This is a genomic window from Staphylococcus pseudoxylosus, assembly GCF_003697915.1.
In the GTDB taxonomy this organism is placed as follows: Bacteria; Bacillota; Bacilli; order Staphylococcales; family Staphylococcaceae; genus Staphylococcus; species Staphylococcus pseudoxylosus.
This window is the reverse complement of the sequence record NZ_RCVN01000001.1, coordinates 247,216-271,407: the sequence shown is the minus strand read 5'-3', so window position 1 is coordinate 271,407 and position 24,192 is coordinate 247,216. Positions and strand designations below refer to the sequence as shown.

The following is a 24,192-nucleotide window of genomic DNA, read 5'->3' as shown; positions in this document are numbered from 1 at the left end:
GTGTTCACAGGAATTGTTGAAGAAATTGGAACCATAAAAAAAGTATCAACGCAACAGTCTGTAGTTAACTTAAAGATTGAGTGCCAAACAATTTTATCAGATATGCATATCGGAGATTCAATCAGTGTTAACGGAGCATGTTTAACGGTGGTGGAATTTGATCATCAAAGCTTTTCAGTTCAAGTTATTAAAGGTACCGAGAATAAAACATATTTAAACCAATTGACTCAATCTGCTGAAGTGAATTTAGAAAGAGCTATGAGTGGACGAGGTCGTTTTGGTGGTCACTTTGTTTTAGGACATGTAGATGAAGTTGCTAAAATCACACGTATACAAGCATCAGACAACTCTAAAATCGTTACTATTAAACCATCAACATCACTGATTAAACAAATGGTTAGTCAAGGTTCAATTACTGTAGATGGTGTGAGTTTAACTATTTTCCAACTAAAAGAAGCTGAGTTTGATATTCATCTTATACCAGAAACAAGAAAATCAACAATTTTAAATCAGAAACGTGTTGGCGATCCAGTGCATATAGAAACTGATATGTTATTCAAATATGTTGAACGAATTATCAATAGCAACGAATCGGAATTAAGCCCAGAAAAACTTAGAGCATTTGGATTTTAGGAGGGGTAATATGCAATTAGATAGTATAGACAAAGCTTTAAAAGCATTGAAAAACGGTGACAGCATTATCGTTGTAGATGATGAAAATAGAGAAAATGAAGGCGACTTAGTAGCTGTAACTGAATGGATGCATAATGACACAGTTAACTTCATGGCTACGCATGGTAGAGGATTAATTTGTGCACCTATCAGTAGCGATATAGCTAAAAAATTAGATTTAAACCCAATGGTTAGTAATAATTCTGATATTTATGGAACACAATTCACAGTTAGCATTGACCACGTCGATACAACTACAGGCATAAGCGCTGACGAAAGAATGTTGACAGCAAGAGCTTTAATAGATGATAGTGTAAGTGCAAATGATTTTAATAAACCAGGTCATTTATTTCCATTAATAGCACAAGATAATGGTGTGTTGTCAAGACGTGGACATACCGAAGCATCAGTTGATTTAGCTAAATTAACAGGCGCTAAACCTGCCGCATTAATTTGTGAAATTATGAATGATGATGGCAGTATGGCAAAAGGTGAGTCATTAGAAACATTTAAAGCAACACATAATTTAGTAATGATTTCTATAGAAGATTTAGAAAAATACCGTAAGTCTGTTATTTCAAAATTAGAAGCAAAAGCAAAAGTGAAATTGCCAACGGATTATGGTGTGTTCGATATGTACGGGTTTACAACTTCTGATAGCGACGAAGAAATAGTGGCTATTGTAAATGGTGATATTAAACAAACTGAAAATGTACGCATACACTCAGCATGTTTAACAGGAGATATATTCCATAGCCAAAGATGTGATTGTGGTGAACAATTAGAAGCGTCTATGAAATATATAAATGAACACGGTGGAATTATTTTATATTTACCTCAAGAAGGTAGAGGTATTGGCTTAATCAATAAATTAAAAGCATATGAACTGATTGAACAAGGTTATGATACTGTAACAGCAAATATTGCTTTGGGCTTTGAAGAAGACTTAAGAAATTATCAACATGCCGCCCAAATATTGAAATATTTTGGCGTTGAAAGTGTTAATTTATTAAGTAATAACCCTAAGAAATTTGAAAGTTTAGAGAACTACGGTATTAATATTACTAAACGTGTTGAACTTGTCGTACCAACTAATAAATATAATCAAGATTATATGGATACAAAAAAAGAAAAAATGGGTCACTTAATATAAGGAGGAAAATATAATGAATTTTGAAGGTAAATTAATAGGTTCTGATTTAAAAGTTGCGATAGTAGTAAGTAGGTTTAATGATTTTATAACAAATCGTTTATTAGATGGAGCGAAAGACACTTTAATTAGACATGAAGTACCAGAAGAAAACATCGATGTTGCTTATGTACCTGGTGCATTTGAAATTCCTTTAGTAGCTAAAAAATTAGCAGAAAAAAGTGATTATGATGCTGTTATCACTTTAGGTTGTGTGATTAGAGGTTCGACTTCACATTACGACTATGTATGTAATGAAGTAGCGAAAGGTATTTCTAAAGCAAATGATGTAACTAATACACCAGTAATTTTTGGGATTTTAACAACTGAAAATATCGAACAAGCTGTTGAAAGAGCTGGTACTAAAGCGGGTAATAAAGGATCAGAAGCGGCTGTTAGTGCCATTGAAATGGCGAATTTATTACGAGAAATATAAAATCCTCAAGCATTTAAACGAGGATTGTGGTTAAAAGTTATAAAATGATACGCTTAAAAAGTACAAAATATGAACAGTACATGATGACTAGAAAACTAAATGACTTGTATTAAGTTATTTAGAAATCTAGCCAACAGTGGCAAACGGGTATGTAATATCAATTTATTAAATTTGGTGTTGTATACCCGTTATTTATTTTATTTCTTAAAAATACGATATATACATGTTGTTGCCAGTCCAAATGATGTTACAGCACCACTAACTATACCGACTTTTTTAAGGATCTCTGGTTTCATTACTTCTTTAAACATTAAGTTTAAATTTTGGGGTCTCTCTGCTAGCCTACGCATAAAGTAACTAAACCAATCATCGCCATAAGGTACGTAGATACAGAAATTATTACCTTCACCAGCAATTTTTTCTGCTAAATCTGTACGGAACCCATACAACATTTGAAATTCGTATTGGCTTCTTTCAATATTATTATCTTTGATAAATTGTTTCATATGTCTGATGATTTCATCATCATGTGTAGCAATTGAAGTTACATTTTTTGAATTTAAAAGCCTTTTCTCCATCAAACGAATATAGTTTTTATCTATCTCTTCTTTTGTTTGATAGGCAATCGTATCGCTTTCTTTATAAGCACCTTTTACCATACGAAGTCTTAATTCTGGATATTTATCAATAAGTGCATCAGCTTTATATAAATATGCCTGAATTACAGTGCCCACATTTTTAAATTCACCTTTTAAGCGATCTAAAACTTGGGTGATATCGAATAGACTATCATACTTTTCAGTATCTATATTAATATGCATATTATCAAATTGATTTGCCTTCAATAATATTTCACGTAAATTACGATAAGCAAGATCTATATCAAATTCTGAACCTAGTTGACTCAGTTTAATAGACATGTGACCATCTAAGTTATGATTGTAAATTGCATACATCACTTCTATGATTTGGTCTTTTGCTTGGATTGCTTCACCTTCAGTTAGAACAAACTCTCCAAGGCAATCCACTGTAACAGTAATTCCCTTGTTATTTAAACGTTCAATTGTGTCCACCAAGGCAGTAATAGTATTACCCGCAACTACTTTATTTGCCCCGAGCATTGGCCCGATTTCCTTGGCGGTCTTATTCAAAAGCGGATTATTTGATAATCCGATAAAAAAATTCTTCACAATTGGCATATTAATTCCTCCTATTCCGCTTATAGCTATGTTTCATTAATAGTGTAGCATGAATCAAATAGTAATGAAATCGTTTACAATAAAATATATTACACTTTAAATTATTAAATGCACTCATGAGTTCCATATTCAAGAGCATTATAAATTGAGTTGTAGGAAATAAACTCATTTTTAGAGTTGTATTGTTATGTTTAAAATGGAAAAACTACATGATATTTTGATACAATATACTTAATGAATTTAAAGTAGAAGGGGAAGTATGGATAATGTGGAAATGGGAAACCGAAAATGAAGCCAAAGGTGTTGTGGTGATTGCACACAACATGCTTGAACATACAGGTAGATACGCATATGTAATTACAATGCTTCGCCGTAATGGATATCATGTGATTATGGGAGATTTGCCAGGACAAGGGCAAACTTCACGCTCAAACAAAGGGCAAATTGATAATTTTGATGTTTATCATGAGCATATACTTGAATGGATTCGAATTGCTAATGAATATAAATTGCCAACTTATGTCTTAGGCGTAGGATTGGGTGGCTTAATTGTTTTAAACTTACTTGAAAAAGTGGAGGTACCAATCGAAGGTTTGATGTTACTTTCCCCTTTACTTGAGTTTAAAAAAAGCAATAAAACTAGAAAAGATAAGATTATTTCGAACATAGGTAAACTTGCCAAAGACACTAGATTTAAAGTTGGTATTACAGTTGAAGATTTAACTAGAAACTCGGAAGTAATCGATGAAACAAATAATGATCAACTTATGCTACAAAAAGTAACATATCATTGGTATAAACAAATTATTGAGATAATGAAGGAAACAGTAAACCACTTAAAAGATGTGAAATCTTTACCATTGCTTTTAATGTATGGTACAGAAGATAAAGTAGCTGATGTCACGGCAATGGATTTAATAAAAGAAAAAATAACTACTGAAGAATTATATTTCAAAGCTTGGGATGGGTTATATCATGAAATACATAATGAACCTGAAAGAGATGAAGTAATGAGATATATTTTAGCTTTCTTGAATAATAGTTCAAGTAACAATGGTTTCATAGTTCATGATGAAAATGAAGTCTCATAATAATCAAGAAGTCTAAATAGAGGTCTGTAGCAAATGCTCAATTAATAAGAAATCGTACCATAGTGTGCGGTTTCTTTGTTATTTTAAATAACGAGGAAAAGAAATATTTAATTTGTGAAATAATTCACAAAAACATTGCAATTTCTTCTGCGTCCTGTTATATTTAATTTGTGAAATAAATCACAAATTAAAGTTCATATACGTAAGGAGAGTCTTATTATGGAATATATTAAAAGTAATAAAGTAGTTTTAATTGGAGATGGCGCTGTAGGCTCTAGCTATGCATTTGCATTAGTTGCACAGGGTGTAGCGGATGAATTAGTGATTATTGATTTAGCAGAAGAGAAAGTTAAAGGTGATGTGATGGACTTGAACCACGCTGCACCTTATGGTGGGTCACCTTTAAAGGTTAAAGCGGGTAGCTATAAAGATTGTGATAATGCAGACATCGTTGTAATTACTGCTGGTGCTGCTCAAAAACCAGGAGAAACAAGATTAGATTTAATTGAAAAAAATACAAAAATATTTAAAAATATAGTGTCTGAAGTTATGGAATCAGGGTTTGATGGTATTTTCCTTGTAGCTACAAATCCTGTGGATGTTCTGACTTATGTAACAAGAGAGGTTTCAGGTTTACCAAAGGAAAAAGTCATTGGTTCTGGAACAATACTGGATACTGCAAGATTTAAATACGAATTGGCAGAAGAATTTGGTGTATCAGATAGAAGTGTCCACGGACAAATTATAGGTGAGCACGGAGATTCAGAATTAGCAGTTTGGTCACAAGCAAATATTGCAGGTCAACCGCTATATCAATTACTTAAAGATGATCCCGAAAGACAACACAGAATTGAAGAAATTTTTGTGAACACCCGTGATGCGGCGTATGATATTATTCAAGCTAAAGGAGCAACATACTATGGTATCGCTATGGGCTTGGTTCATATTACGAAAGCTATATTAAATAATCAAAATCTCATCTTAACAGTTTCTAGTTATTTAGAAGGAGAATATGACCAAAAAGATGTCTATGTAGGTGTGCCTACAAAAATTAACCGACAAGGCGCAGTGAAAGTATTTGAAATACCATTAAGCGAAGAAGAAGAAAGATTATTCAACAATTCTGTCAATATTTTGAAAGAAATGCAAAATAAAATATCTCATTTAATTGCATAATTCATAGTTTGAATTTAAACTGTATATAAGATTAATTTTATTAAAAATTCTAATATTTATTCAGTGAAGAATTTATATCACAATGAATGATGGTTTTTATGAATTAATTTTACATGTTTAAACTTTATTCTATGATTGGGGGATTATTATATGGGGAAGACATTTGCTGATAAAGTTGATGGCGTATTGCAATTGGAATCGGTATTAAAAGAAATTGACGATATTTTTGCCAAAGTACAAAAGCAATACAAAATGTCAAAAGAAGAAATATTGATTCTTCTTACACTTTGGAAAGAAGGTTCAATGACTTTAAAGGAAATGGATGATTTTGTTCATATTAAGTCTTATAAACGTACAAGAACGTATAATGATTTAGTTGAAAAAACTTGGATTATTAAAGAAAGACCACAGAATGATGAACGTACAGTTATCATACATTTCAATGAAGATTTAAAAGATCAACGGGAAAGTCTTTTAAACTTCTTTAAAGAAGAAATTGATGGCAAATCAACAAGTATTCAAAACAGTCTTAAATCTATCATTAATCTATAGGGAATAGTAAAGCCACAGTGCCTATGCACTGTGGCTTTATTTTTTATAAAATAAGTACTGTGATACATAAATTATTTTGTATTTGCATGTGTCTTGTTATTATCTTTTTTCGATTGCACAAATAAATGGTGGATCGTTTTGCTGATTTATAAATTGATATTGTAAAATATGAGCTTTGTTTTGATCAAAGTTTTTTAAATAATTTATTATAGCATCGCGTTCGATTTTTCCTTCTTCATGCCCTGGATATATTACCAAGATAATGATACCTTCTGATGATAAAATATCAAAGATAGCTTCGATAGCTGCAATAGTACTTTTCGGTAGTGTAACAACTGATTTATCTCCTTTAGGAAGATAACCTAAATTAAATATTGCAGCATCTACTGCTCCATGTGATTCAGCAGGTATATATTGCTTTACCTCGGAATGACTTGCATGATGAAGTGTTACATTATCAAAATCTTTTGTTTTTTGCTGTGTATTTAGAATTGCAGTTTCCTGTATATCAAAAGCGTGTACACGACCGCTTGTAACATGTTGTGCTAGAAATAATGTATCATTTCCATTACCGCACGTAGCATCGATTACGATGCTCTCATCATGTGTGTGTTGTTTGATAAGTGTCTTGGCAAAAGGGAGAATACGTTCTAATTTCATGATTTTACAGTGCTTTCGAAAAATTTACCTTGATAAGATGCTCTACGAGCTAGTTCGTTATCAATTTCATTTAATACTTCCCATTTATTGACACTCCACATTGGGCCAACCATTAAGTCAATCGGACCATCACCAGTAATACGATGAACAATCATTTCTTTTGGAATTATTTCTAATTGATCACAAACTAAGTTTGTATATTCTTCTTGCGACATAAATTCAAGCATACCTTTGTCGTATTGTTTGACCATTGGTGTGCCTTTAAGTAAATGTAGTAAGTGGATCTTAATACCTTGAACGTCCATTTGTGCTACTTCCTTAGCTGTTTCCATCATCATATTATAATCTTCGCCAGGTAAACCATTAATAATGTGTGTACAAATATTAATGTTATGCTTACGTAATTTGGCTATACCTTCATAATAAGTTTCCATATCATGTGCGCGATTAATTAGGTCTGAAGTTTCTTGATGTATTGTTTGTAAGCCTAATTCCACCCATAAATATGTACGTTCATTAAGTTCTGCTAAATATTCAACTACGTCATCTGGTAAGCAATCAGGACGTGTACCTATAGATAGGCCGACAACGCCTGGCTCTTTTAGTGCAGTTTCATATTTTTCGCGTAATACTTCAACAGGTGCGTGTGTATTAGTAAATGCTTGGAAATATGCGATATATTGTCCGTCATGCCACTTTTCGTGCATTCTATCTTTGATTTGTCTAAATTGTACTTCGATAGGATCCACACGATTTCCTGCAAAATCACCACTGCCTGCTGCTGAACAGAACGTGCAACCGCCATGTGCAACAGTGCCATCTCTATTTGGACAATCGAAGCCGCCATCAATAGCAACTTTAAATATCTTTTGTCCAAATTTATTCTTCAAGTGATAATTCCATGTGTGATATCTCTTATTCTCGAATGCGTAAGGGAAAAATTGTCCCATATAACATTTTCCTTTCTAAATTCATTCTAGTTAAAGATTTTAACATATTTTAGTGATATAGTGTTTAGAGTAAAATGAGAAATTTAATTTTAGAAGGGAGCTTAATGTTATGAATATGCCTAAATCAGTATGGTGGTTAGTTATTGGTATGGCATTAAATATCACAGGCTCAAGTTTTTTATGGCCGTTAAATACAATTTATATGAATGAACAATTAGATAAAAGTTTGACTATGGCTGGCTTAGTGTTAATGATCAACTCTTTTGGTATGGTCATTGGTAATTTATTAGGTGGTTATTTATTTGATAAACTAGGTGGTTATCGGACAATTATGATCGGTACTGTCATCTGTCTGATGAGTACAACGCTACTAAATTTTTATCACGGTTGGCCATGGTATGCAGTGTGGTTAGTGGCGTTGGGATTTGGTGGCGGCATGATCATACCAGCCATTTATGCATTGGCAGGTGCGGTGTGGCCTAACGGTGGTCGACAAACGTTTAATGCGATTTATTTAGCGCAAAACCTTGGTGTTGCCATTGGTGCAGCTTCAGGTGGGTTTGTCGCAGAATTAAGTTTTAATTATATATTTATTGCTAATTTATTAATGTATGTGGCTTTTGCAATTGTTGCAGTTACCCAATTTAATATTAAGTTAGACGTGAAAGTAAAATCGAATGACGCGATGAGCTTGTTATCGAAAGCATATCGACCACAATTTCTAGCGTTATCGTTGCTGTGTGTTATGTTTAGTATTTGTTGGATAGCATATATTCAGTGGGAAAGTACTATTGCTTCATTCACCCAAGAAATAAATGTTTCTATGAGTCAATACAGTCTATTGTGGACAGTGAATGGTATCATGATTTTGGTAGCTCAACCGTTGATTTCACCTGTTATTAGGTTGTTAAAAGGTAATCTGAAATATCAAATGCTTGTAGGTATAATTATATTTATATTGTCGTTCTTTGTTACAAGCTTTGCTGAACAATTTTCAGTATTCATGATAGGTATGATTATACTTACATTGGGTGAAATGTTTGTATGGCCAGCGGTGCCAACTATTGCTAATCAACTTGCACCTAGTGGTAAAGAGGGTTCATTTCAAGGTTATGTTAATTCTGCTGCTACGGTAGGTAAAGCTTTTGGACCATTAATTGGCGGTGTAGTGGTGGATACGTTTAATATGCAGGCTATGTTTTTAAGTATGATTTTCTTACTTGTTATAGCTTTAATATTTTTAATGATCTATGATAAAGGATTATCAAAGGAAACGTAATTTCTAACTATAACGAAATAAACGCTATAGTTTTGTAATATTGTAAATAAAAATTAAGTGTAATCAACGTCCGAGGCATAAATAAATGTCTCGGACTTAGTTCGTGTAATTAATATTAAAATAAGGAACACCTGAGCTAAGGCTCATGTGTAAGAATCACTAACTCAATAAATTAAGAAGTGATTCTTTAGAGAAGTGATTCTTTAAAGAAATGGTTCTTTAGTTTTACTCTTGAAATAAAAGTCTTTTTCAAATATGATAAGTAATGTATATGGAGTAGTAGCTTTAAGATTTATCTACAGAGAGCTAGGGTTGGTGGAACCTAGCGTTAAACTACAAGCGAACTTACCAGGACTTATAGATAAATGATGACATCTCTTACTATTTTATTAAAATGAGTGCACAGATTATGTGAAGTTGGGTGGTACCGCGGTGAAAATCGTCCCTATGTAATTCAATAATAGTTTGAGGTGTCTTTTTATTAAATAGGAGGAGAAGTAGTGAATTACAATCATAAGGAAATCGAGAAAAAATGGCAGGATTACTGGGAAGAATATAAAACATTTAAAACAAGCGATAATTTAGGACAAAAGAAATTCTACGCTTTAGATATGTTCCCTTATCCTTCTGGTGCAGGCCTACATGTAGGACACCCTGAAGGTTATACAGCAACAGATATTATCTCTCGTTATAAACGTATGCAAGGTTATAATGTCTTACACCCAATGGGTTGGGATGCATTTGGTTTACCTGCAGAACAATATGCGCTAGATACTGGTAATGATCCTCGCGAATTTACTAAAGAAAATATTCAAACGTTCAAGCGTCAAATCAAAGAACTAGGTTTTAGTTATGATTGGGATAGAGAAGTAAATACAACAGATCCTGAATATTACAAATGGACACAATGGATTTTTATTCAACTTTATAATAAAGGATTAGCATATGTAGATGAAGTGGCAGTAAATTGGTGTCCGGCTTTAGGCACAGTTCTTTCAAATGAAGAAGTGGTTGATGGTGTGTCTGAACGAGGTGGCCATCCTGTTTATAGAAGACCTATGAAGCAATGGGTATTAAAAATCACTGAATATGCAGATAGATTATTAGAAGATTTAGATGACTTAGACTGGCCAGAATCATTAAAAGATATGCAACGTAATTGGATTGGTCGTTCTGAAGGTGCCTCGGTTACTTTTGAAGTTGCTAACCTGAATGAAGAAATAGAAGTTTTTACAACACGTGCAGACACAATTTATGGTGCTTCCTTCTTAGTTTTAAGCCCTGAACATGAGCTTGTAAATAAAATTACTACTGAAGATAAACGTGAAGCTATAGAAGCTTATCAAAAAGAAGCGGCTAAAAAATCTGACTTAGAGCGTACTGGTTTGGCCAAAGAAAAATCAGGTGTATTTACAGGTGGTTATGCAATCAACCCATTGTCTAGAGAAGAAGTTCCTATTTGGATAGCTGACTATGTGTTATCTACTTATGGAACAGGTGCAGTAATGGCAGTTCCAAGTGGTGATCAACGAGACTATGAGTTTGCGAAAGCCTTTGATCTACCTATAATTGAAGTCATCGAAGGTGGGGACATGACTCAAGAAGCATTTACAGGTGACGGTCCCCATATTAACTCTGGAGAGTTAAATGGCTTATATAATGAAGCTGCAATCGAAAAAGCAGTTGAATTATTAGAAAATAAAAATGCTGGTAGTAGAAAGGTAAATTACAAACTTAGAGACTGGTTGTTTAGTCGTCAAAGATACTGGGGTGAACCAATACCAGTTATACATTGGGAAGATGGTTCAATGACAACTGTACCAGAAGATGAACTACCATTGTTACTACCTGAAACAGATGAAATTAAACCTTCAGGAACTGGAGAATCACCTCTTGCTAACATTGATGAATTTGTAAATGTTGTCGATGAAGCTACAGGCATGAAAGGTCGTCGTGAAACAAATACGATGCCACAATGGGCTGGTAGTTGTTGGTATTATCTAAGATATATAGATCCAAATAATGATAAAATGCTTGCTGATCCAGAAAAATTGAAACATTGGTTGCCAGTAGATTTATATATTGGTGGAGTAGAGCACGCAGTTCTCCATTTATTATATGCTAGATTTTGGCATAAAGTATTATTTGATTTAGGTGTTGTACCTACAAAAGAGCCATTCCAAAAATTATATAACCAAGGTATGATTTTAGGTGAAGGAAATGAAAAAATGAGCAAATCTAAAGGTAACGTAATTAACCCAGATGATATTGTTCAATCACATGGGGCAGATACATTACGTTTATACGAGATGTTCATGGGTCCACTTGATGCGGCGATTGCATGGAGTGAAAACGGCTTAGATGGTTCAAGACGTTTCTTAGATAGAATTTGGCGTTTACTAGTTACAGAAGATGATTTAATTTCTAATAAAGTGGTAAATACTAATAGCAAAGCATTAGATAAGAGTTATCATCAAACTGTGAAAAAAGTTACAGAAGATTATAATTCATTAAACTTTAACACTGCGATTAGTCAATTGATGGTGTTTATCAACGATTGTTATAAAGCCGATGAGATTTATAAACCATATATTGAAGGCTTTATTAAAATGTTGGCACCTATTGCGCCACATATTTCAGAAGAATTGTGGGCTCGTTTAGGACATGAAGAAACAATCACTTATCAACCATGGCCGTCTTATGATGAATCATTATTAGTTGATGATGAAATCGAGATTGTAATTCAGGTGAATGGAAAAGTGCGTGCTAAGGTTAATATGCCTAAAGACATCTCCAAAGAAGCAATGGAAGAAGCTGCCCTAGGCAATGAAAATGTTAAATCTGAAATTGTTGGTAAGGACATTAAGAAGGTTATCGCAGTTCCTAAAAAACTTGTTAATATCGTAGCTAAATAATAAACCGGAGGAATTAATAATGGAATCTATTACAATTGATGAATTAAAAAGTGAAATTTTAGATGCTAATCCTGTTAATATCGTTGATGTTAGAACTAATGAAGAAACAGCGATGGGGATTATTCCTGGTGCAAAAACAATTCCAATGAATGAAATACCAGAGAACCTCAACCAATTTAATGAAAATGATACTTATTATATCATCTGTAAAGTTGGTGGCAGAAGTGCACAAGTTGTACAATATCTTGAACAAAACGGCATTAATGCAGTGAATGTTGAAGGTGGTATGGATGCTTGGGGAGACGAAGGTTTAGAATTGAAAAGTGTTTAATGTTTACAAGAAAATAAAATGAATAATCGCATGTTTGTCATTGTAGAATTATGATATACATGTACTGAATTTAATTTATAAGTGTTTCAAAGCGGTCGCATAAAAAATGTGTCTACTTTGAAGCACTTTTTTTATGAGAACTTTTGGAAGATATTTTAACCTTGAACGAGTGAGATATAATAGCTTAGATTTTTTAGGTAGAACGAATTGCTTATAAAAAAACAGCCCAAACATAAATGTATGTAAAATGGACTGTTTAAGTGTTTATAAAAAGGTTGTAGATCCTATAATGTGATGGCGCTTAATACATTCGTTGTATTATCGCGAACTTAATCTTTCCTTCAATATTTAAAGTTACTGTGTTTGAGGGGTAGAAATGAACTCACCTGCATTAGTACCAGCAACATGTCCAGTAACCAATGCACTAGTAATGTTATATCCACCAGTATAACCATGGATGTCTAACACTTCGCCACATAAAAATAAGCCGGGGACAATTTTGGACATCATTGTTTTAGGCTGTATTTCTTTTAGTGAAACACCTCCACCGGTTACGAAAGCTTTTTCGATGGATAAAGTGCCATTGACGTAAAAAGTAAACCCTTTTAATAATGCTACAATATTATTGATTTGTGTATTGGAAATGTGATGTGCAGTTAAATCATCGGGGATGTTCGCTTGTTCGATAATAAATAATAAATAACGCTCTTCAATTAAACCGTGCAAGCTGTTCTTGATGTACTTGTCTGGTGTGTTTTCAAGCAAATCACGTATTTTTAGTTCTAATTCATTTTTTGTTAATTCTGGAAAAGCATCAATTTGCATTTGTATCTCTTGTTGTTTTTGATTTTTTTGTTCTTTATAAACGAATTGGCTGCACCTTAATGCCGCAGGGCCGCTAATACCAAAGTGTGTGAATAACATATCCATTTGATGTGTGATTCTTGTTTTTCCATTCTTTTTTAATACTGAAAGTGCTACATCTTTTAAACTTAATCCTTTTAGTCGTTTGTTCTTAATGAAAGACTCAGCAGAAGTAATTGGCACTTCAGTAGGAAATAATTCAGTAATGGAATGTCCTAATTGTTCAGCAAATCTATAACCATCTCCAGTAGAACCGGTTTGAGGCACACTTGTACCACCAGTTGCAATGACTAAACTTTGGCTTTCAAAAGATTGTTGATCGTTAAGCAACACTTGGAAAGTTTGATTGTCGGTGTATGAAATTGAAGCAACAGTGGCTTCTTCTTTAATCGCTACTTTATTTTGTTGCAAAGTGTGAATAAGTGCATCCACAACATCTTGAGCTTTATTAGAAACTGGGAACATACGTCCATGGTCTTCTTCTTTTAAAGATACGCCTCTAGATTCAAAGAAATGAATGATTGATTCATTGTCAAAAACCGAGAATGGGCTATATAAAAACTTTCCATTACCAGGAATGTTTTTTATAATTTCATCATAAGGAAGACGATTGGTTACGTTGCAACGACCACCACCAGAAATTTTTAATTTACGGCCTAGTCCTTTTTTCTTTTCAATTAATAAAACACTATTGCTTAATTTGCTTGCTGCAGCAGCTGCCATAAGCCCACTTGGACCACCGCCGATGATAATTGTTTGATACATTTCATTGCCTCCCTTTACTAAATAGTGTTATTTTATAGTTTATAGTAATATAGTTTTGAAAAAAAGTGGTTATAACGTTATTATTGAAGTTACGAGTGTAAAAATTTAATTTGAGATAGGAAGATCTGAATGAGTGAAAGTAAAGAATTAGTTAGGGGTACCTTTTTAATCACCCTTAGTATATTGATTACTAAAGTTCTGGGTGTAATATATATAATTCCATTCTACGCCATTATTGGTGGAGAAGAAAAATTGGCACCTTTTAACTATGCATATACGCCTTATAATATAGCAATTGCTATTGCAACTGCGGGTGTACCGTTAGCGGCGTCTAAATATGTGTCTAAGTATAATGCTTTAGGTGCATATAAAGTAAGTGAGAAATTATATAAATCTAGTTTTATTGTTATGACCATTACAGGATTTATAGGATTTTTCATTTTATATTTATTAGCACCAAGTATAGCAAGCATCACATTAGCTCACGAATCAGGAGCTAAAGGTGGATGGTCAGTCGATGACATTACATGGATTATTAGAATTATCAGTATGGTCGTCATATTTATTCCCTTACTCGCTACATGGCGTGGTGTGTTCCAAGGTTATAAATCAATGGGCCCAACAGCAGTATCAGAAGTTATAGAACAAATTGCACGTATCTTATTTATTCTAATTGGAAGTTATTTAGTGCTTAATGTCTTTAATGGTAGTGTATTACAGGCTAATGGTGTTGCAACGTTTGCTGCAGCAATAGGTGCCGTAGCGGGTATCTTTACATTGTGGTATTACTGGAGAAAAAGGAAACCTAATATTGAAAAAATGGTTGCAACAGATGTTTCAGGCATAAGCGTTTCATATGGAAAAATGTATAAAGAAATTATTTCGTACAGTATTCCATTTGTTATTGTTAGCTTGAATTTCCCATTATTTAATTTAGTTGACCAATTTACACATAATGGTGCTTTGGATTTAGCAGGTGTACCGAGTAGATTACATGACTATTTCTTTACTATTTTAAATATGACAACTAATAAAATAGTGATGATTCCAACGTCACTATCAGCAGGTTTTGCAGTAAGTTTAATTCCATTTATTACAAAAACATACGAATCTGGTGAGTTAAGTGAAATGCATAGACAAATTAGAACTTCTTTAGGTGTATTGATGTATATCACAGTACCAGCAAGTTTAGGAATTATGGCTTTAGCATTACCGTTATATACTGTGTTTTATAGTTATAATGTTGATGGAAGTCAGCTACTATTCTATTATGCACCAGTTGCTATTTTAATTGGATTGTTAAGTGTGACAGCATCCATGCTACAAGGTATTGACAAACAAAAACTGACTGTATTTGTAATTTTATCAGCAGTTGTTTTAAAAGTTATACTCAACACACCTCTCATAATGGCTTTCCATACAGCTGGAGCCATTTTAAGTACAGCGATTGCGCTACTGTTTGCTGTTTTATGTAATTTTTATATACTTAAAAAATATGCGAAATTTGATTTTTCAGAGACATGGTTACATTTTGGTAAAATATTCCTCTATGGTTTAATCATGATGATTATCGTTGAATTATCTTCATTTATATTACAAATGCTGATTTCACCAGAATCTAAAATAGGTTCATTAACTATTTTAATTATAAGTGTAGTTATTGGTATGATTGTTTACGGAGGTATCACGATGAAGACAAAATTAGCCGATCAATTTTTAGGTGAAATACCAAATAAACTTAGACGTAAATTAGGGATTATTAAATGAGATTAGATAAGTTTTTAGCAAATATGGGTATAGGTACACGTACTGAAGTTAAGCAATTATTAAAGAAGAAACAAGTAACTGTGAATGATAATATAGAAACATCACCAAAAAGACAATTAAATCCAGATGTTGATATTGTAAAAGTGGACGATACGCGTATTCAATATATCGATAAAGTATATCTAATGCTAAACAAACCTAAGGGTTATATTTCAGCAACTGAAGATGATAAACAACAAACTGTTATAGATTTGGTCGATGAATATAAATATTTAAATGTTTTTCCGGTGGGACGTTTAGATAAAGATACAGAAGGTTTATTACTAATTACTAACGATGGTCAATTCAACCACGATTTAATGAGTCCAGCAAAGCATGTTCCTAAAACATATGAAGTGGTTTCTGAAAAAAATATTACAAAAAATGATATAAATGCATTTAAAGTGGGTATTGAGTTAAATGAGGGATTGGCAAAACCAGCGGAATTAGTGAAAAGTGATGAAATGTATAAATCATTTGTTACGATTCATGAAGGACGTTATCATCAAGTTAAGCGTATGTTTCATGCGATAAATAATGAAGTTTTAGAATTGAAACGTATTAGCATTGGCGACCTTCATCTTGATTTAACATTGGCACCAGGAGAATATCGTCAATTAAATCAGCAAGATTTTAAAAGTTTAGGATTAAAATAAAGAAGAGGTGTAGTTATTATGTCAAAATTATTTAAAGCAATTGTAGGCATCGGTGGTGCAGCCGCAGCCGTTGTTCTCTCTAAAAAAGAAAATAGAGATAGATTGAAAGATGAGTACAGTAAATATAAATCCAACCCAGAATCTTATAAACAAAATGCTAAAGACATCGCAAGTCAAATAAGTTCTAAGGCTGGGGAAACATATAATGAAGTAAAACAAGATCCAAAGGGTTATGCTTCAAAAGTTAAGCAAGATCCTAAAGGATTTATCAACGAACAAAAAGATCGCTTTAAAAATGTTAGCGAAAATGAAGAAGAGCATATTGAAGAAGCACGATTTACTGATGAAGGTGCTGCTGATCCGTCAAACAACCTACGCGTTGTAACAGAAGAAGAATTAAAAAATAACAGTAACAAACATGATGAAAATTAAAATTTAAAATGTATATATGTATGGTTAAGTTATGAACAGTGTTATCTATGTGTGTAATTAAAGTGAATGATTCACATTAGCTATTGTTTAACTTAATGCATTGATTACATGTTAATTAAATGTTTAGTAAGTCATAAGGGCGAGAATAAGAAATCAAATTTTGATTTCTATCTCGCTCTTTTTCTATATTAATACAGGTATTTTATATAGTAATGTATAGCGATTAAACTGTTTTAATATAAATCATAACAGTTAATTTTTTGAATTATTAGACACATCTCACTGTAGTTTCTTCTCTAGTTCATGTAAAATATTAAATATATTAGTTATAAGAAGGAAGTTGATTGCAAATGTGGAGAGATAAAGTAAAAGCGTATGAAGGTCAAATTATTGAGGACTTGAAAGGACTTTTATCTATCGAAAGTGTAAGAGAAGATGGTAAGGCATCTTCAGAGAACCCTGTTGGACCAGGACCACGTAAAGCCCTAGATTACATGTACCAACTTGCAGAACGTGATGGATTTGGAATACATGATGTTGATCATATTGCCGGACGAATTGAAGCGGGTGAAGGTGAAGATCTTTTTGGTATCTTATGCCACGTAGATGTTGTTCCTGCTGGCGATGGATGGGACTCGGATCCATTCAATCCATTAGTTACTGATGATAAAATTGTAGCTCGCGGTACTTTGGATGACAAAGGCCCAACAATTGCGGCTTATTATGCAGTCAAAATTTTAAATGAAATGAATGTAAATTGGAAGAAACGTATACATATCATCATTGGTACGGATGAAGAGTCAGATTGGAAATGTACAGATCGTTATTTCGAAACAGAAGAAATGCCAGTGTTAGGTTTCGCTCCGGATGCGGAATTCCCAGCTATTCATGGAGAAAAAGGCATCAGCACGTTTGATGTAATTCAAAACGACAAAGCTGAAGATCAAGATGAACCTGAATACGAATTACGTTCATTTAAATCTGGTGAAAGATATAATATGGTGCCAGACGAAGCAGTCGCACATGTTGCAGTTAAAGAAAATATGACGGACGTTATTCAAAATTTTGAACAATACTTAAATGACAATCAAATTGATGGTGAAAGTGTTGTTGATAGTGGTGTATTAGTTCTTAAAGTGTATGGTAAAGCAGTCCATGGTATGGATCCGTCTATTGGCGTAAATGCAGGTTTATATTTACTGAATTTCTTATCAAGTTTAGATTTAGATAAGACAGCAGCTAATTTTGTTGAATTCAGTAATAAATATTTATTTGAGTCTCATTTTGGAGAAAAAATGGGGATGAAATTCCATACAGACGTAATGGGAGACGTTACTACTAATATAGGTGTAATAACGTACGATAATCAAAAAGGTGGGTCATTTGGTATTAATTTAAGATATCCAGAAGGCTTTGAATTTGAAGAAGCATTGACTAGATTTAAGAGTGAAATAAATCCATTAGGTTTTTCAATTGAATTAGGTAAGAACCAAACACCACATTATGTGGAAAAAGATGATCCTTTTGTACAAAGTTTAGTAGAAGCGTATAGAAACCAAACTGGGGATCAAACTGAACCATATACTATTGGTGGCGGTACTTATGCGCGTAATTTAGATAAAGGTGTTGCATTTGGTGCTATGTTCAGCGATTCTGAAGACTTAATGCATCAAAAAAATGAGTATATTACTAAAAAACAATTATTTAATGCGACAAGCATTTACTTGGAGTCATTATATAAATTGTGTGTGGAGGAATAAATATGACAAAAGTACTAATAAATGAAAAACTTGTGGACGAGCAAGATGCAAATGTACCTTATAACGATAGAGGTTATGTCTTTGGCGATGGCATTTATGAATATATAAGAGTTTATGATAATAACGTTTTTACAGCTAAAGAACATTTTGAAAGATTACTACGTAGTGCTAAAGAAATCGGTCTGGAACTAAAATATAATGTAGACGAATTGACGGAATTGATTCAGGAATTGTTATCTACAAACAACATCGTTAATGGTGGTGTCTATATCCAGGTAACTCGTGGCGCTGCCCCACGTGATCATGCATTCCCTACACCATCAGTAGAGGCAAACATCATGGCATTTACAAAGTCATATGATCGCCCATACAAATTGCTTGAAGAAGGCATTAATGCTATTACAACTGAAGATATTCGTTGGTTAAGATGTGATATTAAAAGTTTGAATTTATTAGGAAATGTATTAGCTAAAGAATACGCAACTAAATATAACGCTCAAGAAGCAATTCAACACCGTGGTGATATCGTCACAGAAGGGTCTTCTAGTAACGTGTATGCGATTAAAAATGGTGAGATATACACACATCCAGTAAATAATTATATATTAAATGGTATAACACGTATGGTTATCAAATCAGTTGCTGAAGATAAAGGTATACCTTTTAATGAAGAAGTATTTACATTGGATTTCTTAAAAAATGCAGACGAAATCATTGTGTCTAGTACATCAATAGAAGTCATGCCTGTCGTTAAATTGGATGGAGAAAATGTAGGCGATGGTGAAGTAGGTAGTATTACGAAATCATTGCAAGAAGGATTTAATAGATACATTGACACACATAGTTAATATTTTCCATAAATGGATATAAAATGTCACATAAATTACGTTGAAATTATGTTATAATGCTAACTGAGCCGTTTAAGAGATTTCAATATAAAATTGAAAGTAAAATGTATCTTTTTGTTTCTCATTTTTGGTTGAAATTCAACCTCAAACATTATAAAATCTTTTATGAGTCTTGAAATTGACCGTAATAAATTCATGAAAAAAAGATATAGAAATATTAAAATAGTACTCTGTTTGAGATTGATTTATGGTATGATGTAAAAGTTGCTATAATTTGAAACTCAGTACTGTTATTAAATAACTTAACTTGAACCACATGGGACATTGTGTCAGTCATAAAACTTGAGGCGACATAAATTTGGGTTGAAGTTTAAAATATTGTAATAGAAAATGATTATATATGGCTCTCGAAATCTGTTTTCTTGAGCCATTTTCTAATTGAAAGTGAGGTGAACGTGTTGGAGCAGTTTTATCAATTGGGATGGACGCTTGATTCAGCAGGCGGTGCATCTGGTGAGGCATATATGGCTGAACAAGATGGGCAAAAGTTATTCCTAAAAAGAAATTCAAACCCATTTATTGCGGCATTATCAGCCGAAGGTATTGTACCAAAATTAGTGTGGACAAAACGCATAGAAACTGGTGAAGTGGTAACGGCGCAACATTGGAAAAATGGTAGAGAACTTACTTTCAACGAAATGCATGAACAACGGGTAGCCAATTTATTGAAAAAGATTCATAGTTCTAAAACATTACTTAATATGTTAAAACGTATGGAAATGGAGCCAATCACTCCTGATATTCTACTAAACAAGATTAATGCTTCTTTATCACGAGAAGTTTTAACGCATCATGTTGTTAGAAAAGCTTTAACTTATCTTGAAGACCATATGCCTAACTTGGATCCTCGTTTCTTTACAGTAGTCCATGGTGATGTTAATCACAACAACTGGCTATTGTCTGATCATGATGAATTATATCTAGTTGATTGGGAAGGCGCGATGATTGCTGATCCAGCGATTGATTTAGGTATGCTGCTATACAATTACGTTCCAGAAAAGAAATGGCCTCAGTGGTTAAATGTTTATGGTACGAAAGATTCAATAGATTTACAAAAACGTATGAAATGGTACACCGTCGTACAATCTATTGGTATGGTACAGTGGTATGAGGAACAGAAACGTTATAAAGACATGAATATGTGGCTTAAATTTTTAAATGAAGTTATGAATAACAATGCATTTATATAAGGAGTTATCAAAATGAGAATGCGCTACAAGCCGTGGGCTGAAGACTACTTAAAAAAAGAACCAAATATAGTGGATCTCGACGGTAGTCATGCAGGGCAAATCAGTGATTGGTTTGATAATGATCAACCGATTTACATTGAAATAGGCTCAGGAATGGGACAGTTTATAACTACGCTTGCTGCACAACATCCTGAAATCAATTTTATTTCGATGGAACGGGAAAAAAGTGTAATGGTTAAAGTTCTAGATAAAGTATTAGACCAAGGTTTAACTAATATTAAACTCATATGTAACGATGCGATAGAACTTAATGAATATTTTAAAGATGAGGAAATTTCACGCATCTATTTAAATTTTTCAGATCCATGGCCAAAGAAAAGACATACTAAACGTCGATTGACATATCATACTTATTTAGCTTTGTATAAACAAGTATTAAAAAAAGATGGAGAGCTTCATTTTAAAACTGATAATCGAGGACTATTTGCATATAGTTTAGAAAGTATGTCGCAATTTGGTATGTATTTCACCAAAATTAATTTGAACTTGCATCAAGAAGATGTTGAAACTAACATAGAGACAGAATATGAAAGAAAGTTTTCTGATAAGGGTTCTAGAATTTATCGGATGGAAGCAAAATTCCATTAATTTAATAAAATTATTCCAATTGATAGGGCAAAGCCTTATCAATTTTTTTTGCCATTGTAATGTATTTTTGTATTAAATAATGAGAGTAAAGTGCTTATCGTGCTCGACAGTGCATTATTTTACGTAATAGTTTGTTTGTATTAATATAAAAGATAATGAGTAACAAAGGTTTATAGGATACTGAGGAGGAATTAATTTATGAAATTAGGAGATTTTAGCGTACATTATTTAAACGGGGGTATAACAAATATTGATGGAGGGGCAATGTTTGGTGTTGTACCTCGAGCTTTATGGACAAGAAAATACGAAGTGAATGATAAGAATCAAATTCCTTTGCCTACACATCCAATATTAATACAAACTGGTGATAAAAATGTCATAATAGATACTGGTATTGGTTTTGGTAAATTAACCGATAAAGAACGTAGAAATTTTGGGGCAGAATACGAAAGTCATATTAATGATGATTTAGAAGCATTGGATATGACAATAAAAGATATTGATTATGTGTTGATGACACATATGCATTTTGACCATGCTGCAGGTTTAACTGATAATAAAGGGCATGCGGTTTTTGAAAATGCTATCCATATCATTCAGCAAGACGAGTGGCATGAATTCCAAAGTCCCAACTTGAGAAGTAAATCAACTTATTGGGCGAAGAATAACGGTGATTTCCAACAAAAATTATTACTATTTGATGAAGCAATGGAAGTTTTACCAGGTATTCACATCATGCATACTGGGGGACATAGCTTTGGTCATTCTATTATTACGATAGAGAGTAAAGGCGAAAAAGCTATTCACATGGGAGATATATTCCCGACAATTGCTCATAGAAACCCGTTGTGGGTAACTGCTTATGATGACTATCCTATGCAGTCAATAAGAGAGAAAGAACGCTTAATTCCCAATTATATTTTAAATGATTACTGGTTCTTGTATTATCATGATGTGAATTGTTTTGCAGTGAAATTTGACAAACAGAGTATGACAGAAATTGAAACATTTATTTCTAGAAATTAAAAAAGGTTAAAGTTATGAATTTAAGCTTCGGAGTTAAAACATGAATTAAGATATATACGTGTATATATCTTGAGCATAATCCGTTTTAATTCTTCGACTTCAATTATGTATATAGTTTTTGCGATATGAAGCAGTCTCAGCTCACATCTCATAGATGAAGCTTATGCTCATACTATATACATTTTACGTTCATAACTTTAACCTTCTATCATTCACATTCAATAATATTAATGATTTCTCCACTATTTGCATCGACAAAAAAATCATATGAAGTAAGTGACCCATTGTTTTGGGTAGTAATACCACCTTGGTAAACAAGCGTAGTATCACTCGTGTCTTTATAAGTAATTGGTTCATGCAATATGTATGAACCTATCACATTCATAAAATAGGTTCTAACTTCAGAAATGATTTTTTCTGGATCTTGATATTGTTGATGCTTGCGGCGAGTATAAAAATAAATAGATCCGACAATAGTTGTCAGCATGATAAATAAGATGATGAATCTATTTTTTTTATTCAACATAACACAATCTACCCCCAATAAAGTCATATTTCTAGTTTACCATAATGAAGATGATATAATAAATCTTAAGGAGTGAGACACGTTGGATATAAACAATAATAAAACATTAACAAGAATGAAAATATTAACAGAATTACATGGTGCACCTGGTTTTGAAAGTGATGTAAAATCATATATGGAATCTGAAATGGCGCCTTTCGTAGATGAATTTATTTATAACCGAATGGGTGGCTTTTACGGTGTGAAACGCTCGAAAAAACCTGATGCTAAACGTATTATGGTCGCTGCTCATATGGACGAAATTGGATTTATGGTGACGAATGTAACAAGCAACGGTATGCTACAGTTTACCAACTTAGGTGGCGTCGCCAATGATATATGGCAAGGCCAAAGGCTTAAAGTAAAGTCACGCCAAGGTGAAGAAATCAGTGGCGTTGTTGCAAATATACCTAAGCACTTTAGATCAGGTAATGAAGGTGCTCCTAAAATTGAAGATTTGTTGTTAGATATTGGATCACAAAATAGGGAGGAAGTAGCGCAACGAGGTATTGAGATTGGTGATAGTATTGTACCTGATACTACTTTCACGCAATTATCTGAATTCCGATATGCTAGTAAAGCTTGGGATAATCGTTATGGTTGTTTAATTGGTATCGAATTATTAGAATTACTAAAAGATGTAGAATTGGATTTTGATTTGTATGTAGGTGCTAACGTACAAGAGGAAGTAGGACTACGAGGCGCAAGCGCTTCTGCCGAACTCATTGATCCTGATGTAGCCTTTGTTGTCGATTGTTCTCCAGCAAACGATATGAAAGGCAAGCAAAACTTGTCAGGTGAATTAGGGGAAGGCACTTTAATTAGAATTAAAGATGGCACAATGTTACTAAAACCAACATTTAGAGATTATTTACTTTCGCTTGCTAAAGAATTTGATATAGCTCACCAATATTATGTTTCGCCAGGCGGAACAGACGGTGGAGAAATTCACAAAGCTAAAATCGGTATTCCTACAGCAGTCATTGGTGTTTGTGCAAGATACATCCATAGTACAAATGCTGTGTTTGATATTAGAGATTATGAAGCTGCAAGAAAATTATTATTGGAGAGTATAACGCACTTAAACCAAGAAGAGATTAAAATATTACAATATAAATAATA

Annotated in this window: 23 protein-coding genes; 18 read left to right on the top strand and 5 right to left on the bottom strand. The window is 33.1% G+C overall.

Translation table 11 applies throughout. From position 1 onward, the window contains the following. Genes ribE through ribH form a run of 3 tightly spaced genes read left to right on the top strand, consistent with a single transcriptional unit; the run spans position 1 to position 2,297 of the window. Positions 1-633 carry a riboflavin synthase gene (ribE, locus tag D9V42_RS01270; protein WP_107555724.1) on the top strand — a complete coding sequence of 211 codons (633 nt, stop codon included), beginning with the start codon at positions 1-3 and terminating at the stop codon, positions 631-633. A gap of 10 nt (positions 634-643) precedes the next feature. After that, positions 644-1,825 carry a GTP cyclohydrolase II gene (gene ribA, locus D9V42_RS01265; RefSeq protein ID WP_122062578.1) on the top strand — a complete coding sequence of 394 codons (1,182 nt, stop codon included), beginning with the start codon at positions 644-646 and terminating at the stop codon, positions 1,823-1,825. A 13-nt stretch (positions 1,826-1,838) separates the two neighbouring features. Further along, positions 1,839-2,297, top strand: a complete 459-nt coding sequence (ribH, locus tag D9V42_RS01260) for a 6,7-dimethyl-8-ribityllumazine synthase (RefSeq protein ID WP_101104158.1) — start codon at positions 1,839-1,841, stop codon at positions 2,295-2,297. A 197-nt stretch (positions 2,298-2,494) separates the two neighbouring features. Here the strand turns inward: ribH and D9V42_RS01255 are convergent, their stop codons facing one another. Further along, positions 2,495-3,496 carry a proline dehydrogenase family protein gene (locus D9V42_RS01255; RefSeq protein WP_122062576.1) on the bottom strand — a complete coding sequence of 334 codons (1,002 nt, stop codon included), beginning with the start codon at positions 3,494-3,496 and terminating at the stop codon, positions 2,495-2,497. A gap of 266 nt (positions 3,497-3,762) precedes the next feature. Here D9V42_RS01255 and D9V42_RS01250 point away from each other — a divergent pair, with 266 nt between their 5' ends. The 3 genes from D9V42_RS01250 (at position 3,763) to D9V42_RS01240 (ending at position 6,315) form a co-directional block, all read left to right on the top strand. Beyond that, positions 3,763-4,587 (top strand): alpha/beta fold hydrolase, encoded by an 825-nt coding sequence (locus D9V42_RS01250; RefSeq protein WP_107555727.1) that lies wholly within the window; start codon positions 3,763-3,765, stop codon positions 4,585-4,587. A 219-nt stretch (positions 4,588-4,806) separates the two neighbouring features. Further along, positions 4,807-5,763 (top strand): L-lactate dehydrogenase, encoded by a 957-nt coding sequence (locus tag D9V42_RS01245; protein WP_122062574.1) that lies wholly within the window; start codon positions 4,807-4,809, stop codon positions 5,761-5,763. Positions 5,764-5,913: 150 nt separating this feature from the next. After that, entirely contained in the window at positions 5,914-6,315 is a 402-nt protein-coding gene (locus tag D9V42_RS01240) for a transcriptional regulator, SarA/Rot family (RefSeq protein ID WP_029377004.1), read from the top strand. 99 nt (positions 6,316-6,414) lie between these two features. Here D9V42_RS01240 and mnmM read toward each other — a convergent pair whose 3' ends face one another. Both mnmM and mnmL read right to left on the bottom strand, forming a co-directional pair. Continuing rightward, entirely contained in the window at positions 6,415-6,975 is a 561-nt protein-coding gene (gene mnmM / locus D9V42_RS01235; RefSeq protein ID WP_122062572.1) for a tRNA 5-(aminomethyl)-2-thiouridylate-methyltransferase MnmM, read from the bottom strand. Continuing rightward, positions 6,972-7,925 carry a tRNA modification radical SAM protein MnmL/YtqA gene (gene mnmL, locus D9V42_RS01230; RefSeq protein ID WP_017722183.1) on the bottom strand — a complete coding sequence of 318 codons (954 nt, stop codon included), beginning with the start codon at positions 7,923-7,925 and terminating at the stop codon, positions 6,972-6,974. Before mnmL ends, mnmM begins: the two co-directional genes overlap by 4 nt. Before the next feature lie 109 nt (positions 7,926-8,034). On the opposite strand from mnmL, the gene D9V42_RS01225 reads away from it, so the two are divergent. The 3 genes from D9V42_RS01225 to D9V42_RS01215 all read left to right on the top strand — a co-directional run bounded on the left by D9V42_RS01225 (position 8,035) and on the right by D9V42_RS01215 (position 12,450). Beyond that, positions 8,035-9,204 carry an MDR family MFS transporter gene (locus D9V42_RS01225; protein ID WP_122062570.1) on the top strand — a complete coding sequence of 390 codons (1,170 nt, stop codon included), beginning with the start codon at positions 8,035-8,037 and terminating at the stop codon, positions 9,202-9,204. 500 nt (positions 9,205-9,704) lie between these two features. Then, positions 9,705-12,119 carry a leucine--tRNA ligase gene (gene leuS / locus D9V42_RS01220; protein ID WP_122062568.1) on the top strand — a complete coding sequence of 805 codons (2,415 nt, stop codon included), beginning with the start codon at positions 9,705-9,707 and terminating at the stop codon, positions 12,117-12,119. Positions 12,120-12,138: 19 nt separating this feature from the next. Then, positions 12,139-12,450: a rhodanese-like domain-containing protein gene (locus D9V42_RS01215; RefSeq protein WP_107531149.1), complete on the top strand. Its 312-nt coding sequence runs from the start codon at positions 12,139-12,141 to the stop codon at positions 12,448-12,450. Positions 12,451-12,804: 354 nt separating this feature from the next. On the opposite strand, the gene D9V42_RS01210 is transcribed toward D9V42_RS01215, so the two are convergent. Next, positions 12,805-14,079 (bottom strand): BaiN/RdsA family NAD(P)/FAD-dependent oxidoreductase, encoded by a 1,275-nt coding sequence (locus D9V42_RS01210; protein WP_122062566.1) that lies wholly within the window; start codon positions 14,077-14,079, stop codon positions 12,805-12,807. Positions 14,080-14,208: 129 nt separating this feature from the next. Here D9V42_RS01210 and D9V42_RS01205 point away from each other — a divergent pair, with 129 nt between their 5' ends. From D9V42_RS01205 to D9V42_RS01170, 8 genes are all read left to right on the top strand, one after another. Next, on the top strand, positions 14,209-15,846 hold the full coding sequence (locus D9V42_RS01205) for a putative polysaccharide biosynthesis protein (protein ID WP_122062564.1): 1,638 nt from the start codon (positions 14,209-14,211) through the stop codon (positions 15,844-15,846). Continuing rightward, positions 15,843-16,541 carry a pseudouridine synthase gene (locus D9V42_RS01200; protein ID WP_107555734.1) on the top strand — a complete coding sequence of 233 codons (699 nt, stop codon included), beginning with the start codon at positions 15,843-15,845 and terminating at the stop codon, positions 16,539-16,541. Before D9V42_RS01205 ends, D9V42_RS01200 begins: the two co-directional genes overlap by 4 nt. Before the next feature lie 18 nt (positions 16,542-16,559). After that, entirely contained in the window at positions 16,560-16,973 is a 414-nt protein-coding gene (locus tag D9V42_RS01195; protein WP_122062561.1) for a YtxH domain-containing protein, read from the top strand. 350 nt (positions 16,974-17,323) lie between these two features. Then, entirely contained in the window at positions 17,324-18,733 is a 1,410-nt protein-coding gene (gene pepV / locus D9V42_RS01190) for a dipeptidase PepV (RefSeq protein WP_122062559.1), read from the top strand. Between the two features lie 2 nt (positions 18,734-18,735). After that, on the top strand, positions 18,736-19,581 hold the full coding sequence (dat, locus tag D9V42_RS01185) for a D-amino-acid transaminase (protein ID WP_017722174.1): 846 nt from the start codon (positions 18,736-18,738) through the stop codon (positions 19,579-19,581). Between the two features lie 458 nt (positions 19,582-20,039). Beyond that, positions 20,040-20,831 (top strand): phosphotransferase family protein, encoded by a 792-nt coding sequence (locus tag D9V42_RS01180; RefSeq protein ID WP_107555167.1) that lies wholly within the window; start codon positions 20,040-20,042, stop codon positions 20,829-20,831. A gap of 12 nt (positions 20,832-20,843) precedes the next feature. Next, positions 20,844-21,479, top strand: coding sequence for a tRNA (guanosine(46)-N7)-methyltransferase TrmB (trmB, locus tag D9V42_RS01175; protein WP_107555166.1), 636 nt, complete (start codon positions 20,844-20,846; stop codon positions 21,477-21,479). Between the two features lie 198 nt (positions 21,480-21,677). Further along, on the top strand, positions 21,678-22,505 hold the full coding sequence (locus D9V42_RS01170; protein ID WP_122062557.1) for a YtnP family quorum-quenching lactonase: 828 nt from the start codon (positions 21,678-21,680) through the stop codon (positions 22,503-22,505). Positions 22,506-22,713: 208 nt separating this feature from the next. Here the strand turns inward: D9V42_RS01170 and D9V42_RS01165 are convergent, their stop codons facing one another. Further along, positions 22,714-23,031 (bottom strand): PepSY domain-containing protein, encoded by a 318-nt coding sequence (locus D9V42_RS01165; protein WP_122062555.1) that lies wholly within the window; start codon positions 23,029-23,031, stop codon positions 22,714-22,716. 82 nt (positions 23,032-23,113) lie between these two features. On the opposite strand from D9V42_RS01165, the gene D9V42_RS01160 reads away from it, so the two are divergent. Then, positions 23,114-24,190, top strand: coding sequence for a M42 family metallopeptidase (locus D9V42_RS01160; RefSeq protein ID WP_122062553.1), 1,077 nt, complete (start codon positions 23,114-23,116; stop codon positions 24,188-24,190). Positions 24,191-24,192 lie beyond the last annotated feature (2 nt).